The organism is Candidatus Amarolinea aalborgensis (genome assembly GCF_900491745.1).
Lineage (GTDB): Bacteria > Chloroflexota > Anaerolineae > SSC4 > Amarolineaceae > Amarolinea > Amarolinea aalborgensis.
The window spans coordinates 77,595-94,264 of sequence record NZ_UETR01000002.1; the positions used below are offsets into that span (position 1 = coordinate 77,595).

General features: G+C 61.7%; 10 protein-coding genes. 7 read left to right on the top strand and 3 right to left on the bottom strand.

Going from position 1 to position 16,670, the window contains the following annotated elements:
- Window positions 1-5: 5 nt before the first annotated feature.
- From fdhF to ACPQ6D_RS03160, 7 genes are all read left to right on the top strand, one after another.
- Window positions 6-2,777 (top strand): formate dehydrogenase subunit alpha, encoded by a 2,772-nt coding sequence (gene fdhF, locus ACPQ6D_RS03130; RefSeq protein ID WP_423222838.1) that lies wholly within the window; start codon window positions 6-8, stop codon window positions 2,775-2,777.
- A 112-nt stretch (window positions 2,778-2,889) separates the two neighbouring features.
- Window positions 2,890-3,741: a formate/nitrite transporter family protein gene (locus ACPQ6D_RS03135; protein ID WP_423223153.1), complete on the top strand. Its 852-nt coding sequence runs from the start codon at window positions 2,890-2,892 to the stop codon at window positions 3,739-3,741.
- 329 nt (window positions 3,742-4,070) lie between these two features.
- Window positions 4,071-5,708 carry a hypothetical protein gene (locus tag ACPQ6D_RS03140; RefSeq protein WP_423222839.1) on the top strand — a complete coding sequence of 546 codons (1,638 nt, stop codon included), beginning with the start codon at window positions 4,071-4,073 and terminating at the stop codon, window positions 5,706-5,708.
- A 136-nt stretch (window positions 5,709-5,844) separates the two neighbouring features.
- Window positions 5,845-7,632, top strand: a complete 1,788-nt coding sequence (locus tag ACPQ6D_RS03145) for a hypothetical protein (RefSeq protein WP_423222840.1) — start codon at window positions 5,845-5,847, stop codon at window positions 7,630-7,632.
- A gap of 17 nt (window positions 7,633-7,649) precedes the next feature.
- On the top strand, window positions 7,650-7,952 hold the full coding sequence (locus tag ACPQ6D_RS03150) for a hypothetical protein (protein ID WP_423222841.1): 303 nt from the start codon (window positions 7,650-7,652) through the stop codon (window positions 7,950-7,952).
- A gap of 16 nt (window positions 7,953-7,968) precedes the next feature.
- Window positions 7,969-9,006: an AAA family ATPase gene (locus ACPQ6D_RS03155; RefSeq protein ID WP_423222842.1), complete on the top strand. Its 1,038-nt coding sequence runs from the start codon at window positions 7,969-7,971 to the stop codon at window positions 9,004-9,006.
- A 14-nt stretch (window positions 9,007-9,020) separates the two neighbouring features.
- On the top strand, window positions 9,021-10,031 hold the full coding sequence (locus ACPQ6D_RS03160; protein ID WP_423222843.1) for an SPFH domain-containing protein: 1,011 nt from the start codon (window positions 9,021-9,023) through the stop codon (window positions 10,029-10,031).
- An 18-nt stretch (window positions 10,032-10,049) separates the two neighbouring features.
- Here the strand turns inward: ACPQ6D_RS03160 and ACPQ6D_RS03165 are convergent, their stop codons facing one another.
- From ACPQ6D_RS03165 to ACPQ6D_RS03175, 3 genes are all read right to left on the bottom strand, one after another.
- Window positions 10,050-11,615, bottom strand: coding sequence for a phosphotransferase (locus ACPQ6D_RS03165; protein ID WP_423222844.1), 1,566 nt, complete (start codon window positions 11,613-11,615; stop codon window positions 10,050-10,052).
- A 117-nt stretch (window positions 11,616-11,732) separates the two neighbouring features.
- Complete coding sequence (locus ACPQ6D_RS03170; protein WP_423222845.1) at window positions 11,733-15,029, bottom strand: GAF domain-containing sensor histidine kinase; 3,297 nt, start codon at window positions 15,027-15,029, stop codon at window positions 11,733-11,735.
- Between the two features lie 2 nt (window positions 15,030-15,031).
- Window positions 15,032-16,570 carry an AAA family ATPase gene (locus ACPQ6D_RS03175; RefSeq protein ID WP_423222846.1) on the bottom strand — a complete coding sequence of 513 codons (1,539 nt, stop codon included), beginning with the start codon at window positions 16,568-16,570 and terminating at the stop codon, window positions 15,032-15,034.
- Window positions 16,571-16,670 lie beyond the last annotated feature (100 nt).

The following is a 16,670-nucleotide window of genomic DNA, read 5'->3' on the forward strand; positions in this document are numbered from 1 at the left end:
GTTCCATGGCAACTATTACGCTGACGATTGATGGCCGCGAGGTGCGAGTGCCGCAAGGCATTTCGGTCCTCGATGCGGCGCACAGCGCGGGGATTGATATTCCCGTGCTGTGCCACCATCCGGCCCTGCCCCCGGAGGGCGCGTGTCGCCTGTGCATGGTGCAGGTGGAAGGGCAGCGTGGCTTACAGCCGGCCTGCACCTTCCCAGCCGCGCCTGGCATGGTGATACAAACCGAAACCCCGGCTGTGGTTGAGTCCCGCCGCTTTGCGCTCAATTTACTCTTGTCTGACCATCCGCTCGACTGCATGACGTGCGACGCGGCCGGCGATTGTCTGCTACAAGACCTGGCCTATCAGTACGGCGTCAAGGAGACGGACTTCAAAGGGCGCCAGCACAGCTACGCCATTGACCGCTCGAACCCGTTCATCCAGGTGGACCGCAACAAGTGCATTCTGTGCCGGCGCTGCGTGCGCGCTTGCAACGTGATCAACGGCGTGGAGGCGATCAGCGTCGTCTATCGCGGCTTCGATGCGCACATTGCCTTTGGCGCTGACGCCGGGATGCAGGACAGCCCGTGCGAGTTCTGCGGCAGTTGCGTTTCCGTCTGCCCGACAGCGGCGCTGATGCCCAGGGAGGCGATCGGCAAGGGGCGCACCTGGGAGTTCGAACGGACGACGACCACCTGTTCGTACTGCGGTGTCGGCTGTCAGTTCGAGGTGAACGTCAAGAACGGCCAGATTGTCAAGGTGACGCCGTCCTGGGATGCGGTCGTCAACAAGGGCTGGACGTGCGTCAAAGGCCAGTTCGGATTCGACTACGTCAATCATCCTGACCGACTGACCACCCCGCTGATCCGGCGCGAGGGGCAGCTGCAGCCAGCCACCTGGGATGAGGCGCTCGACCTGATCGCTGGCCGGCTGCACCAAATCCGGCAGGAGAGTGGACCAGACAGCATCGCGGTCCTGGCTTCGGCCAAAGCAACCAACGAAGAAAACTATTTGCTCCAAAAGATGGCGCGGCAGGTCATTGGCACCAACAACATTGACCACTGCGCCCGTCTCTGACACAGCGCCACTGTGGCCGGTCTGGCCACTTCATTCGGGTCAGGCGCTATGACGAACTCGATCGAGGACGTCACGACCCAGGCGAAGGCTTACTTCGTCATTGGCTCCAACACAACCGAGCAGCACCCCGTGATTGGGATGCGCATCCGGCAGGCGGTCAAACAGCGCGGCGCCAAGCTGATCGTGGCTGATCCGCGCGACATTCCGTTGACTGATTTTGCCGTGCTGCATCTGCGTCAGAATCCAGGCACGGACATTGCGCTCCTCAATGGCATCATGAACGTGCTGATCAATGAGGACTTGTACGACAAGGAGTTTGTCAGCCAGCGCACGGAGAATTTCGAGGAACTGAAGGCGGTGGTGATGAAGTACCCGCCGGCAGTCGTCAGTCAGATCACGGGCGTACCCGCGGCCGACATCATCCAGGCGGCGCACATCCTGGCCGAGAACAAGCCGGGCGCGCTGCTCTATGCGATGGGCATTACACAGCACCGCACCGGAACGCACAATGTGATGTCATGTGGCAATCTGCAGATGCTGTTGGGCAACATGGGGGTGCCTGGCGGCGGCGTCAACCCGCTGCGTGGGCAAAACAACGTGCAAGGCGCATGCGACATGGGCGGCCTGCCCAATGTCTACTCCGGCTACCAACAGGTGGCCGTGGAAGATGTGCGCAAGAAGTTCGAGGCAGCCTGGGGCGTGCCGTTATCGCCCAAGCCCGGGCTGACCGTGGTGGAGATGTTGAACGGAGCCGAGCACGGCCAGGTGCGCGCGATCTACTGCATGGGCGAGAATCCGGTGCTGACCGACCCTGACAGCAATCATGTGCGCCGCTGCCTGACTTCGCTCGATCTGCTGGTGGTGCAGGATATCTTCCTCAGCGAAACCGCGGCGCTGGCCGATGTGGTGCTGCCAGTTGCCAGCTTCGTGGAGAAGGATGGCACCTTCACCAACACCGAGCGCCGCGTACAGCTCGTGCGCCGGGCCATCCCGACGCCTGGGCAGGCGTTGGCCGATTGGGAAGTGATCATGGCATTGGCGCAGCGTCTGCTGGCCCTGCGCACCAGCGGCGACAGCGACGGCCGCCCTGAAGGCTCGTACGCAGGCTGGGACTATCTCTCGCCGGCCGACATCATGGATGAAATCGCCGCGTTGACGCCGAGCTACGGCGGCATTCATCACTGGCGCCTGCAGAAGGCGGGTTTGCAGTGGCCTTGCCCCAACGACAATCATGCAGGCACCCCGATCCTGCACGTGGGTAAGTTCACGCGCGGCCTGGGGCGCTTCAGCGGGGTCGAGCATGTGCCGCCCGCGGAACTGCCGGACGCTGAGTACCCGCTGACCTTGACGACGGGGCGCGAGCTGTGGCATTACCACACCGGCAGCATGACGCGGCGCAGCAAAGGGCTCAACGCGCAGTCTCCCGAAGGCTTTGTGGAGATCAACCCCGAAGATGCACAACCCGGCGCGATTCACGATGGCGACTGGGTGCAGGTAGTCTCCCGTCGCGGCGAGGTGAAGACAAAGGCGCGCATCACAGAGGATGTGCCCCCTGGCGTTGTCTTCATGACTTTTCACTTTGCAGAAGCCCCCGCCAATGCCCTGACCATCTCCGTGCTCGATCCGATCGCCAAGATTCCAGAATTCAAGGTGTGCGCGGTGGCGATCAAGCCGCTGATGAATGGGCATAGTAACGGAAACGGCGCGCACTAAGCAGAAGGAAGACAGGCAGAGGGCGCGGTGGGCGCTCATCTGCCTGTCGCAGTAACTCAAGGAGGAGTGACAGACTATGGCAGCCGAGTTCGATGCACTAGTTCCTGCGGAAATGGCTACGAAAGCCGAAACGATTGGTATCAAGAAGGCCGGGATGGATTCGCTAACGATGTTTGCGCTCGCCATTTTGGCCGGAGCCTTCATCGCCATGGGGGCCATCTTCTCAACCACGACCGTGGCCGGCATGGCCGGCGTAGCTCCCTACGGAATCATTCGCCTGGTCGCTGGGCTGACGTTTACCCTCGGCCTGATCTTGGTGGTGGTGGCCGGCGCTGAGCTGTTCACCGGCAACAACCTGATCGCGATGGCCTGGGCGGGCGGCAAGGTCAGCACGGCCTCGTTGTTGCGCAACTGGGTTATCGTTTATGCCGGTAACTTTGTTGGCTCCATTGCGACGGCCTACCTGATGTTCTTGGGCAAGCAGTACACCTTTGGCAGCGGCGCGATTGGCATCGCCGCGTTGAACACGGCCAACACCAAGTCTGGCTATGACTTCGTGCAAGCCTTTGTCCTTGGCATCTTCTGCAATGCCCTGGTCTGCCTGGCCGTCTGGTTATGCTTCAGCGCGCGCAGCACGACCGACAAGATCTTGAGCATTATCCCGCCGATTGCGGCCTTTGTGGCGGCCGGGTTTGAGCACAGCATCGCCAACATGTACTTCATCCCGGTTGGCCTGTTCATCAAGACCGACAGCGCCTGGCTGACCTCCCTGGGCGACAAAGCGCCAAAGATTGCCAACCTGACGTGGGGCAACTTCTTCATCAACAACCTGATTCCGGTAACATTGGGCAACATCGTTGGCGGCGCGCTGATGGTGGGCCTGGTCTATTGGTTCGTCTATCTACGGCCCAAGCAGATGCAAACGCCGCAGACGACGGCGAAGCCGATGGCGGCGGGGAAGTAAATCAACGGCACGCCTTGAACTGAAGTTCAGGCTGCAATCGCCAGTCTGCTGAAGCAGCCTGGCAACGGCGGGCGGTGCCCGGCAGCGGTTTGGCTGCAAAATCGGTCAATCATGCCCGGGGGCGCAACCGTGGATGAAAACAGGCAATTCGTGGCGATTCGTGTTCATCCGCGGCCTATTTTCAAATGATGCGCCACAGGCTCATGTGATGCTGAACATGAGCCTGTGCTGTTTTACGTTCCCGCGCCCGATCAGGGGTACCGAGCCGGCGCGACTTCCCGCGCTGGCTGCGGCTTGACTTTCCATCCATCTACGCTACAATTTCAGACATGAGCAACGTCATCTTTGCCCGCGTGCAGCCAGACGGGGTGCGCATCGTCGAAACCTATCGCTATGAACAGACGCTCGGTCTTGCATCCCGCGTCTCGGCCGCGCAAGCGCCCGTCGGCGAGATCAAAGTGGCGATCAGCTACGATGGTTATCAATCATTCACGCGGCAGGCGTACGCCGATGTGCGCCGCCAGTATGGGCGGTGGTTGTTGGCGTCTGGCGCAGCGACCATGCGCACGTCTGGACGCCGACGTTTGGTGTCGGTGCGACGATCCATGACCGACCTCAGGCATCGCGTGGCGCGCTTGGTCCGCGATTTGTCACGGCACGCGGCTGTCCCGGCGCCGTCATCCGCCGCGATCCAAACCGGGCAAACACAAAGAATTACGCCGGTGGCGCTGCCTCAACCGCCGACCGATGCCCTCATCGGGCACCTGCTCCTGGATGATTACAGCCGCACCGACCTGGGCGACCGCTTCGATCTCTTCAATCACTACGCCGCACTGCCGCTGTATGCACCCATTCGCGGCGCCGGCCTGGATGATTTGGATCAATTGCGCGCGGACCGGCATCGCGCCAGCATCGTCTTTGATTATGCGCCACGGGATCTGGCTGTCAACCCGCTGCAGGTGGGGGTGCAGGTCAGCGACATGCACGAAGGCGTCTGGCCGGACGCGGCTGCCAGCCCAACCGACATTCTGGCCGCGCTCAAACAGGCCGCGGAAGCCAGCGAGACACAGAATGATCTCCGCTTTTCGTTCCGCGTGGAAGCCTATCTTGCCCGCAGCGCGCTGCCCACAGAGCTTGACGTAACCGTGAAGAAAATGTGGTTGCAATGGCCGCTGCCGCTCTCGGTAGATCATCAAGTCGCAACGTTGATGACCGATGAGGGGCAGGCAGCATCAGGGACGCCGGCTTGGGCAGCTTCCCTCAGGTTCAACTTGCAGGAAAATCGTCTGGAATGGAGCGGCGTGACGCTGCGTGCGGCCAGTACCTCAGCCAGGCCAGACTTGATTACGTGGGTCACGGAACCGATGCACCTGGTCATCAGGCGCCCAGCCGACCTCTACTTCTCGGATGTCCTGACCGGTCAGGTTGAGCTTGAGCTGCCCGGGCTGCTCCTCTCCGGCGTGCAGGCCGTCTACTTCGATGGCATTGGCCGGCGCCTGGACCAGGTCAAACTCGAAAAACTGAGCCGCCTCCACGTGAGCTTCAAGCTGGCGCTATCCGATCTCCTTGCGCAGCGAGAGGTGCCGCATTTCCGCCAGGTGGTTGTGCCGCATGTCTCTTTGCGCGGTTGGCGATTATCTGAGCTGGAAGCACACCTGACCAACAGCGGCTTTCATGTGACTCGCGTCCTGCAAACGGGTCCTGGGCAAAATGGTTGGCTGGCTGCGTTTGGCGCGGAGCCGATCGCCAAACCGCAGTCGCTCCAGGCTTGGGTTGTGATTGATGGCAGTCGTCGCAGCCTCATGGCAGATGAAAGTCGCCTGGGGCGGGCGGCCGCGACGCGCAGCGATGTTTCCATCCAACTGCACTGCTTGAGTCGCGGCGAACACCTGGACACCGCGCTCGCTCTCAATCGCCTGCAAACGGCATTGACGACGCATTTCGAGCGGATGGGCGCACGACACTGAGGGAGAAGCGAACGTGGCCGATAGCGTCGTGGAAAACCGAGCGCCTCTGGCGCGATGCTGCCACTGTGGCAACCCAGAGGTGATTGGCATTTGCCATCACTGCCGACAACCGATCTGCTTGCCCCACAGCTACACGATGCCGCGCCGTCTCGGGCAATGGCTGTTTCGCCGTTTTGTGGGTTTGGGCCTCGAAGGCACGCCCTGCGGTCCTGACCCGCTGACCTGTACATCCTGCCTGGGCGCACTGTGGACGCCCGGCGCGTGGTTGATCCTGGCGGGCAGCAGCATGACCCTCCTGACGCTGACTGGCCTCGGATTTGGATTTCTGCTGGCGCAGCTGTTCAAGGTCAACACCCTGTTAGCGGCGCAGCGCGGTTGGTTGGTGGTCGCGGCGCTCATTGGCCTGATCTTGTTGTTGGTCGGCCTGCTTTATCGCGGGCGGCGCCCCTTTTTGCCCATTCTCTGGCGTCCCACGATCGGCCGCGTGGTCGAGACCTTGAGTGGGAGCATCACGTTCGATGCGCAGGCGCGGCTGCAGACCGGGATCACATCCTGTACAGGTCAACTGGCCTGGGCGGGAGAGCTTGATAGTGCTGAACGCGCGCGTGTGAAAGCGTACCGCCGCCGTTTTCGTATAGCCGAAAGCGCTAATCTTGACTTTCGCGCGGGCTTCGTGCTGCTCAAAGGACGTTTTAGCGGCGCGCTGAGTGGTCAGCCTGTCAATGCTGAACGTCACGGCCATGTTCTGCGCCTGGAGGGGCGGGTTCATGAGCAGGCCTTTCTGCGCGGCGATAACACGCGCTCGGCGTCTCAGTGGAATGTCAGCGCCAGCTATTCTATCCCGGCGCCGTCAACGCTTCCTGTACGTCTGATTCCGCACCTGGTAGAGGCGCGTAACGAACGCACGTTGGAACTGGAGCTGCAGTGGGATGACCTTGATGGCCTGACCGAGCTGGAGATCACGGAGTTGCGCGTGGAGATCCCAACGCCGTGGGGCGCTGTGGTGCAGGCCAGTGACGGAGCGCTGACCAATCTGACGGCAGGGGGCGGCGCGGATGCTGGCGCTGGGCTTGTGTGGCATGCACCCCCACTTGACAGCCATCAGCGCCAGGTGCGACGCCGTTCATTCGATGTCCATTGCGAGCGCAACCTGGACCAGACCAGGGCCTTGCGCGGTCAGGCGACTCTGACCTGGAAGGGCGCGATCTCGCGCTTGGAGGGCATTTCCCTGTTTTTCCCGTTGGGGCGCCCCGATGCGCGTGGTACGCTGAGCATCAAGAGCAGCGTTGTGGTTGATTTTGAGTTGAGCCTGGCGGGGCTGCGTTATCAGGAGGTGCGCATTGTGCCAGACGCGCAGAACCCGCAGGACCGGGATCGCGGCGAACCGATTCGATCGCTTGAAATCATGCCGAACTCGGTCCTGATAGACACCTTGACGACGGCCCTCCTCGAAGCCGGGCGCCTGGTGTATCAGGTTGTTGAATCGCCTCCCCAGGTTGACAACCGCCGCGGTGTCGTGTTTCGCCAGTGGGATGTCAAGGGGCGGACGTATCATGGCGTCTGCGCGGTTGATTTTCATTTGGGGGTGCGCGGCGAGAGCGGCAGCAAAGCGCCCCAGGTCGAACTCAGGCTGACGGCACGGGGGTTGGCCACACAATCAGCCGGCGAGCGGGCCATCGAGCGCACCTGGAGACAGCTGCGCAGCCTGGTGAAGACGACGCTAAACACGCGCGTCCAAAAAGTGTTGATGATTCCTGACGCGCAGCCGGAACGCTTGTCCCTGAGATCGCGCCCAGAGGTGGTGCTGCTCCGGTTACGTCGTCACGCTGACGGTGATCTCCTGGAAGGCGATCTCTCAAGCCCACAATTGCTGGCTGCGGCGCCGACGGTTGACGCGGATGCCGACGAACCTGAGAGCGAGTAACAATACGAGGCCTGCGGATGTCGCTGCAATGTGCTGTGTGTGGTGCGCCGGATAACAAAGACGGCCAGATGCTGGATGCAGTTTGCCATCACTGCGGCAAGCCGTTGTGCCAGGAGCACCGCGTCTTGATTTTGGACGAAGATTTCGCGAACCGCGGCGCGCCGGCGCCGCGTCATGCCTATCATTGCCCTGACTGCCACAGGGCCTATCACCCGCGCAGCCATGTGGTGCGGCCGGGGCGGCCGCTGCCTTCCTGGCGCGCCATCCGGCAGCGCCTGCCCAGGCTGCCGTGGCAGCGCAAACCCGGTTCCAAGCGTTGACGTGGGAGTCACAACGATGTCTGTCTCATCATCAACCACAACCACACCCCGTTATCGTCCCACCTATCGTACGGATGAACTGCGCCTGATCGCTGGCCTGGCCCAGCGCGGAGAGTCGCTCGGCTTTGTCGGCATTGCCGGCGCAGGCAAGTCCAACCTGGTCAATTCGCTGCGCGATGAAGCGCGCATGGCAACCTATTTGGGCCAGGCAGCCAGCCGGATTCATTTTGCCGCCGTAGACGCGAACACCTGGCAAGGGACGCCGCTGAGTCTGTGGAACTTGATGGCGGCCAGCCTGGAAGCATTGACTGTGCAGTGGTCAGCGCCGGCCGTGGACGGAGCGGCCATTCCCTTTGCCGAGGAAGAGCGCGCGCTGCAGCGTCTGCGTAACCGCTTGCGGGTCGTGTGCCAGGAACAGCAGCACCAGGTGGTCTTTGTGCTGGATGATTTTGACCTGGCGTTCAAGAATGGCCCCCTGGCGATGCTGGAGCAGCTCAATACCCTGCGCAGCGACGGCAACCGCGGCCGTCTGAGCTACCTCGTCTTCACGAAACGGCTGCCGCACGTGTTGGGACGCCGCCATCAATTGGACGCATCCTCCAAATTCTACGATCTTTTCCGGCATCAGCTCTACGCGTTGGAACCCTATACGCGCAGCGATGCGCAGCAGATGCTGACCTATCTCAACGATGGCGCGGGTCGTCCGTTGGCGCACAAGGATCTCGCGGTCATTCTGGCCCTGGCCGGCGGCCACAGCCGCTTGCTCAAGCTGCTGTTCGATTTGTGGAGCCAGGAGGGATGTCCGGCCGTCGAGCGCGCGGCCTATTTTGCGGGCAAGGCGGATGTGCAGCAGGAATGTGAACGAATTCTGGCTGGACTGCACGAAACAGAGCGCCAGGCGGTTTTGCTGGCGGCTCAAGAGCGGGCCGCCAGCGCTGACACCGTGGACCACCTGGTGCGCCGCGGCCTGATTGTCAACCTCAATCCGCCAACCTTGTTCAGCCCGGTGATGGCGTACTACCTGCGGCATAACAGAGCAAGCGAGAAGAGCTGATAGGGAGGTGATGTATGAATACGGCACTCATCAGCGCGCTGGGCGTAGGGTTTGTGTTGATTGCGGGGATCATCTATCTGCAGCCTGGACTGCGAACCGTGCCCCAGGAAGAGCGCCTCGTGATCTACCGCCTGGGCCATTTTTATAACATCGCCGGGCCAGGCCCGGTTTTCCTCCTGCGCCGCATTGACGAGGTCTGGCGCACGTTCAGCGTGCGCGAACAGCCAGCGTCGTACAGGGTGGACAATCTATTCATCTACGGCGTACCTGTTGCGTTGACTCTCTCGATTTGGGCGGCTTATGATCCCGTGCAAGCCGTGGGCAACGATCACGCCAATCAGACACGCCTGATTGTTTTCAATGAGTTCGAACGCAACGCCCAAGTAATTCTTGCGCTGCGCCATATCCTCGTTCAGGAACTTGGCGCCATGGAACAAGCGCATCCTCTACCGGCGCAGGCCACAATGGGCGACAAGATTTTGCCCATCATTCCAGGTTTGCCTATTTGCAACGGCATGTTGGCGCGTGTTCGAGAGCGTCTACGCGATGACATGCGCACGATTGGTTTTATTCTCAACCTGACGCAGCCAATCCTCATTACCAGTATCCAGCCGCCAGAATCGGTTAGCAAGGGCTTCGATCGCGAACGGGTCATGTCGTTCTTGCGCCCACAGTTCCCCAATCTGCCCGATGATGTGCTGGCGCAGCTGTACACGTCCATTGAGAAGCTCGACTTGCCGACCCTTCAGCGCTTCGTTGTCCAGAATGAGGGCAATCTGAGCACGCGCATCGAACAGCGGACGGACAACGCGCAGGGCGGACAGACCCGCGTCAGTGTGCAGACGCCCGCCGCTGGCGCTGCGGCTGCCGCTTCGGCGCAGCCTCCGGTCAGTGCAACCGCCCCGGCGTCACAACCCGCGCCGGCGTCTTCACCTTCACCAGAGGCAGATGAGCTGACGCCTGGCGACTTGACGGTGCTGAAGCGCGTGCCGCGCGCCGCGCCTGCGCAGCGCAGAGCTGCTTGACGGGAAAATTGGAGATTGCTACGGCTGCGTCCCGTTCTCCAGCCACTGGCACAGGTGCGCGGCGGAGAGCAGGGCCAGCGGGTGATGTTCGCGCATGAAATCGAAGCGCAGCAGGTTGAGAGTCGCCAGGAGCAGGCTGGCGTTGTACTCGGCCATGTTGTGGTTCACGCCGTTGAGGTTGGCGGCCAGATGACGTAGATGAGCGAGTACGGTCAGGACTTTGCTCTGTGCATGACCCGTCGGGATTCTCAGATGATCCAGCCGCGTTTGCCTGAGCAAGACTGCATCCAGGTCGTGAAAGACATTGATGTCCTTGTTTTCGGCCAGATTGAACTTGATGGCCGTTTCCAGGACGACGGCGTCGCGCAGGATGTGACTCCAGCCGGTGCGGTAGAAATCAATCAGCCAGGTGCGCTCATCCTCCGTGACCAGAATGTTGTGCTCATTCAAGTCGCCGTGGGTGACGGTGCGCACCACGGTGAAATAGAGGCGGTTATCACGCTGCGCCAGCCACCGCTTGGGGTTGGGCAATGCTCCCGCGACGCCGGCAAAGGTCAACTGCGCGCTTTCGGGGTCAATGCCCAACTGCTGTACGCCCCGCCAAACTTCAGCCCAGTCAATGCGCAGCCCTTCCGTATACATCTCCACCAGATCGCGGCGCTGGCGCGGCATTTCTTGATTGCCATACCACCGCGCGCAAGTCACACTGAACAGGTTGTCCAAGGCATGCCGAATCGGTTCAGCCGCATGACGCCGGTAGAAACGGGCGAAATCGCTGACGTCTGGCAGTTCGGCGCCGATGAACTGATAGCGAATCACCCCAAGCACCCGACCCAGCTCGCACGTGAGCTGAACGCCGGCATAAGGCCCCAGAAAGTTCTCAATATGCTGGTGAAAATTCGTATGTTCCTGGCGAATCTTGTCCTTTTTGCCGAACTTGACCACCACGGGGACGCCAGCCTGCGCATCGAAATAGGGCTGCACGCGCAGCACGCCCGCGCCGCTTTGCCCTGCCTGCATTTTCTGAATGAAAAGCCGCGTCGCGTCTGGCAGCACGCGGCGCAGCAAGTCGTACAGTTCGGCCGCCAGAGGCTCGGACGGCTCGCGGCGCGCCCATGTGAAGTCTTCCCACAAACGGCGCAGGTCGCCATTGTCCCCTTCGATTTCAATTTCGAGATCGTGGTCCAAATGATTTTGCGCCAGGGCATCCAGCGCCGTTTGCAGCAGCACGTCGGCGTCGAACGAGCGTTTTTCCAGAAAATCCACCACCTTGAACTCGCGGAAGCTGGCGCGCATGCGTTCGTTGCTTGGGTACGCGCTGAGCACGATCAGCCGCACGGTGTCGGTGAGGTCATACGTGCGCAGCATCTGCATGAACTGCGCACCCTGGTCGTCCCTGGCATTCCCCAGCACCAGGCTCCAGTCCACAATCGCGACATTGAAATAGCAGGTTTGGAGCAGGCTCTCGGCCTCGACCAACGCGCCGGCGGTATGAATCGAAGCGGCGATCGGCTGCAAAACCTCGCTGACATCCCGTTGCCACATAGGGTCATCTTCCAGGACTAAAACATGCGCATCGGCCATATGCTATGCCTCCAAGAACGAACATGCGGAGCGATTGAATCTTTGATCTGCAACTCTGTGCAGCGTCCCTGCGGAGGCTGCGTCTGCTGGTCCGTGTCGTGACGCAGGCAGCCTGCCTTATCGAAGCGCCGGCAGCCGGATGATACAGGTCGCGCCGACTCCCTCCTGTGATTCCAGCTCGACGGCGCCTCCGCACCGTTGGATGAACTGACGACAGGTAAACAGGCCGCGGCCCCGGATCTGGCCTGTTTCGACTTTGGTGCTGTAGAACAGCTCGAACGCGCGGCCAAGCACTTCAGTCGGTATGCCGGGGCCGTTGTCCGTAATGCGGAGTTCCACGGCGGCCTCGCCGGTCCATTGCAGTTGCACGTGCAGGCGGCCATGGCCTTCCATGGCATCGCAGGCGTTGTCAATCACCGACTGGATGGCGTCCGACAGCAGCGGCCCGCTGCCGTTGACCCAAACAGGCGTTCCCGGCAGATCCAAGTCCAGCTCGATGTTGGCGCCCTTGACGTGACAGCAGACTTCCTCGACGATTTTGCACAGGTCTAGCAGCTCGCTCGTCGCGTGTTCCATCTGCACCACCATGTTCAGTGGTTCCAGGAGCCCTTGCAGGGTTTGCACCCGGTACTCGATGTTTTTCACCGATTCGACCACCGGCGTCGAATCGGCAACCCGCTGGCGTATCTGTTTGAGATGATGCGGAATATCCCCCATGGCGTTGCCCAACCGATGCGCCACCGCATGGATCAGATCGTAGTAATCGCGCTCACGCACGGCCTGGATTTGCCGTTTGGCTTCCTGCAAGTCCTGGTATTGCTGCGCATGGTCAATCGCCAGCGCGGCCTGCGCCGCAAAGGCTTGCAATAGATTCTCGGCCTCGCGCTCGAAACGTGCAGCCGCGGTCGTGTACAGATTGATGGCGCCGAGCACCACGTCACGGCTCACCAAGGGCATACTCATCATACCGTGCAGCCCGCGCTGCATCACTTGACCGTGCGGCCGCGCGTGCGGGGCCGTTTGAATGTTGGGTTCATGTTGCACCTGGCGAGAGATCACCGCCCGACCCGTGACGCTGTTCAGGCCCAGGCGTTGGCTGCGGTAGGCTGCGTCGGTAATGGTTGATTGCAGGATGACTAACGCCTGCTCGTGCGGCAGGTACTTCCAGATCGTGGCGTCCTGCGCGCCGAACACCGTCTGCACCTGCGCGATGACCTGGCTTAACACGTGGTCTAGATCCAGCGTGGAGCTGACCACCAGGCTGACATGGCGCAGTTGGCGCAGTTCTTCCACCTGACGAACCAGCGCCTGGTCGGTGCGCTGCAGGAGTTGACCGTTGTAGACTGCAATGGCAACCTGGTCGGCAAATCCTACCAGATTGCGCCGATCTTCTTCACTGATGAGTTCCTTCTGTTTGCTGTGATAACCCACTTCCAGCGCGCCCAATTGGCTGCCGGCTGCGGTCAAGCGCATAAACGCGCGCAGGTAGGCATGCAAGCCAAAGCGCTCGGTAATGGTTGGATTCAATCCACGATCGTTTGGGTGAACGATGATCGGCTGCGTCTCCTGCAAGCAGCGGGCCGCCGGGTGCTGACCGTAGCGGTCAAAACGCGCCAGAGCTTGCCAATCCACCGACCAGGGTCGCCCCACGCCCGCCTCCATGACGAGCAGGGTATTGCTGCTGTCGAACAGATACAGGTTGGCAAAATCACAGCCCAGGGCGCTGCAAATCGCCCGCAAAACCCGCTCGTACGTGGGACGCAGGCTCTCCGTGGACAGCACGGCCTGGCCGATCTCTTGATAGGCCGTGCGCACCGTCACACTTTCGATGGCCCCCGCGGCATGGCGCAAGAAGCGCAGGAGGTCCGGTAGATCAGCGGGCAGCCCGTGCTGATGAGAGCCGGCCTGATAGTCCTCGATGCTCACCACGCCGATCGGATGCATCTCTGGCACCAACGCCGCCACCAGGCGAACCTGATTGCCGGCGCTGCGGCGTAGGGCGTAGTCGCCAAAGTGAAATGTGCGCGCCTCAACCGAGGCGACGTCTGGATCGTTCAGGTTGATGGTGTCCGCGACCAGCGATGCATCGTACGAGTGGTGCATCAGGCGCAGCTCGTTTTGCCCTGGATCGGCGCGGTAGGCATGCACCCTGGAGAGTCCGAAGCCCAACTCCATGCCCTGGACGAGCGCTGCGTACGCTTCCTTTAGATCGTCCACCGCATAGATGGATTGAATGATGGCTTCCAGCAGATCGGCGCGCGCCTGCGGCTGCGGATCAGCCCGCAGATGCCACGCCAGGTATTCGATCGCCTCGCGCCAACGCCCGGTCATGCGCAGCACATGGCCCACCTGCGCCGGCCGCAAGCGGCTCTTCAATCCCTTGCGATAGATCTCATTCTTGAATCGGTAGGCTCCCTGGTGAATCTTCAGCGCGCCGCACAACTGCAGACGGTCGGCCCCCGTGCGCGTGATCGGCTGGCGGGCGCGTCGCTGCGGCAGCTCGCCGCGCTCGATGATGTCGAGCAGGTCCAACACGGTGTCGGGGTCTTCTTCGATCAGTTGAATCGCCTCACGGATGGGCGCCTGGGCCTCGTCCGTGCGCCACAGGCGTTCGACTGCGCGGGCCACGACGGAGGCCGTGACCTGCGGCCGCTGATAGCCGCGCACCGCCTCGGCGCACCAGGCGCACAACTGCGGCAGCAAGTAGCAGTCGCCAGTCGCCCATTCCAGCAGGTTGTCCAGGGCGTGATCAGAGGCATGCGCCCCGTACGCGGCCAGGGTGGCAGACGCCAGCTCTCGGCTCTCAGCGTCGGTCAGGGATGGCACCAGGATCGGTTTTGCGATGTTGAAAGGAGACGTGGGGCCGCTCGACAGTCCCGCCAGGTTCATGCCGCCTGTGACCACCACCACCAGGCGCGGGCCGAACTGTACCATCTGTTCGTTGTACGCTGAACGCAGCGAGACGAGCAGACTGTAGACCAGGTCCTGCGGGATAGATTGCAGATGATCAATCAAGAGCACCAGGTGCCGGGTGCGCTGCTGCAGGCAGGCCAGCAGATAATTCTGGAAGTCGCGGCTCGAAAGGTCAGGCGCGGACGGCGCAGGCACAGAGACGCCGGGCGCTTCGCTCATCAACTCAGCCAGGCTGGTGAAAAATGTCCGTTCATCGTCCGAGCGCGCCTGCCACAAGTCCACATAAATCCCCTCGGCCAGATCTCCCGTGGGAATTTCACGCAGGACGTCGTGCAGCAAGGCAGTCTTCTCGTGCCGCGGCGGACCAAGCAGGACTACATAATCCAGTCGGCGTATGCGCGCGAGGATGGCCTGGATCAGGTGGTTATGGCGGATGCGCACCCGCTTGAACGTCGTGTGGCCGTCATAGGTCGCCAGCGAGAAAGCGGGGTCAACCGGCATCGTTACAGCCCCTCGCGCCGGAGTTTGCGTAGCAAGAAATCGGGATCATATTTCTCCGTCAGCACATGCGGGAACACGGGGGTGGCAAAACGGTACTCGCGACCGCTGGCAGCAAAGGTGCCGGCCATCTCCAGGTTGCGGCAGGCTTGCTCAATGTCGAGCACGCGCGTATTCACGGCGCGTCGCGCCAACGCCGCGTCGATGGCTTCCAGGTCAAAGGCGCGTTCACCGCCATACTCGGCCATCACGGCAAACACGATCACCTTTTCCAGGTGCGTGGTGTTGTCCATGAAGGTGCCAAGCACGAAGGTGCGAAAATCCTCGTTTGTATACACATCGGTCAGATAGGCCGGCGTCAACACCCGGCTGTCCTCCTGATCCAGGCGCTCAACCAGCGCCTGACAGTAGAACTGAATCAGGTTGGGTTGCCCGGCGGTCTCGTCATAAATACGGTTGACAATCTCGCTGCGCTGTTCGAAGTGGACGCGCAGTTTTTCCAGGGGGCCAATGATCATGTCGCTCGCCTGCTCGCGGCTCAGTTCTCTCAGCCGGATGTCCTTGGCGAAGTTGTAGAGGGGCGAATCGAGGTTGTTGCCGGCGCGCATGAGATCACGAAAACCGGCGATGATGTAGCGACAGTGCCCCAGGTTGCTGGAGGCGCGCAAGCCGTGGAGCAGGGCGCCATCGGTGTAGTGCCAGGCCAGCAGTGAATCGAACTCGTCGAGCAGGAAGATCAGCCGGCCGCCAAAACGCCGCGCCATGCGTTCCAGGAAATTGGGAAAGAAGATCGGAAACTGCCGATTGTCCAAGCGCGCCAGCTCCGGCGGGTGCAGTTTGCGCACGATCTCGCGCACAAAATCATTCGGCGATGCGATCGCGCTGCAATCCATGACGATGATGCGGTCCTGCGCCCGTTCATCGCCGCTTTCCTGCGCTGCGGCGCGCAGCCGGCGCTCAATCTCGCGCAGGAGCGAGGTCTTACCGATGCGGCGGATGCCCATGATGGCAAAGTTGCTCGTGCTGCCCTGCAGGATGCGGCGCAGCTCCAGGTCGCGACCGAAGAAGCGCGAGCCGCTGACCGGTTTGCTTGTTTCGTAGGGCGTCAAGAGGCTGAGCGCCATTTGCTGGCTGAGGCGGTCGAGCAGCTCGCCAGTGGGGCGCCGTGACTCGCGCACCGCGTCCTGGTCGGCTTGATCGAGCACCAACGCCGGGAGCAGGGTGCGCTGCAGCGCCGCGCGCAGGCCGGCGCCGGCGCCATCCACCAGCAGAATGGGATTGCGTTCAGCCAGGTTGCGCAGGCGGATCAGCTCAGCCAGGCTTTGCGCCAGTTCGCGTTCAGGCAGGGCAGAGAGGTCGTGACTGCGCACCCAGATCACCGGCGAGCGGTCGGAGAAACGCAGCTTCCAGGCGGAGAAGTCAACCAGGTAGATGTGAAAGCCGAGGAGTTCCTCGTGCAGGCGCACCGGGTAATCGAGGGCGTCGTCCAGGAAGTGAAGAAAGGCGGGCATCTCCTGACGCCAGGAGAGTTTGACATTCGTCATGCGCTGAACTCTTCCGGTGGGCAAGGACAACGTGTCATGTGACGGCGGCTGTGCAAGGGTGACATATCAACCAGGCCCGGTTGTTGAATAACCTACGGTC

Coding starts and splice junctions, on each gene's coding strand:
- ACPQ6D_RS03155 (WP_423222842.1), top strand. CDS start 7,969: ATGTCTGTCTCATCATCAACCACAACCACACCCCGTTATCGTCCCACC.
- ACPQ6D_RS03175 (WP_423222846.1), bottom strand. CDS start 16,570: ATGACGAATGTCAAACTCTCCTGGCGTCAGGAGATGCCCGCCTTTCTT.
- ACPQ6D_RS03165 (WP_423222844.1), bottom strand. CDS start 11,615: ATGGCCGATGCGCATGTTTTAGTCCTGGAAGATGACCCTATGTGGCAA.
- ACPQ6D_RS03160 (WP_423222843.1), top strand. CDS start 9,021: ATGAATACGGCACTCATCAGCGCGCTGGGCGTAGGGTTTGTGTTGATT.
- ACPQ6D_RS03145 (WP_423222840.1), top strand. CDS start 5,845: ATGCCGCGCCGTCTCGGGCAATGGCTGTTTCGCCGTTTTGTGGGTTTG.
- ACPQ6D_RS03150 (WP_423222841.1), top strand. CDS start 7,650: ATGTCGCTGCAATGTGCTGTGTGTGGTGCGCCGGATAACAAAGACGGC.
- ACPQ6D_RS03140 (WP_423222839.1), top strand. CDS start 4,071: ATGAGCAACGTCATCTTTGCCCGCGTGCAGCCAGACGGGGTGCGCATC.
- ACPQ6D_RS03135 (WP_423223153.1), top strand. CDS start 2,890: ATGGCTACGAAAGCCGAAACGATTGGTATCAAGAAGGCCGGGATGGAT.
- ACPQ6D_RS03170 (WP_423222845.1), bottom strand. CDS start 15,029: ATGCCGGTTGACCCCGCTTTCTCGCTGGCGACCTATGACGGCCACACG.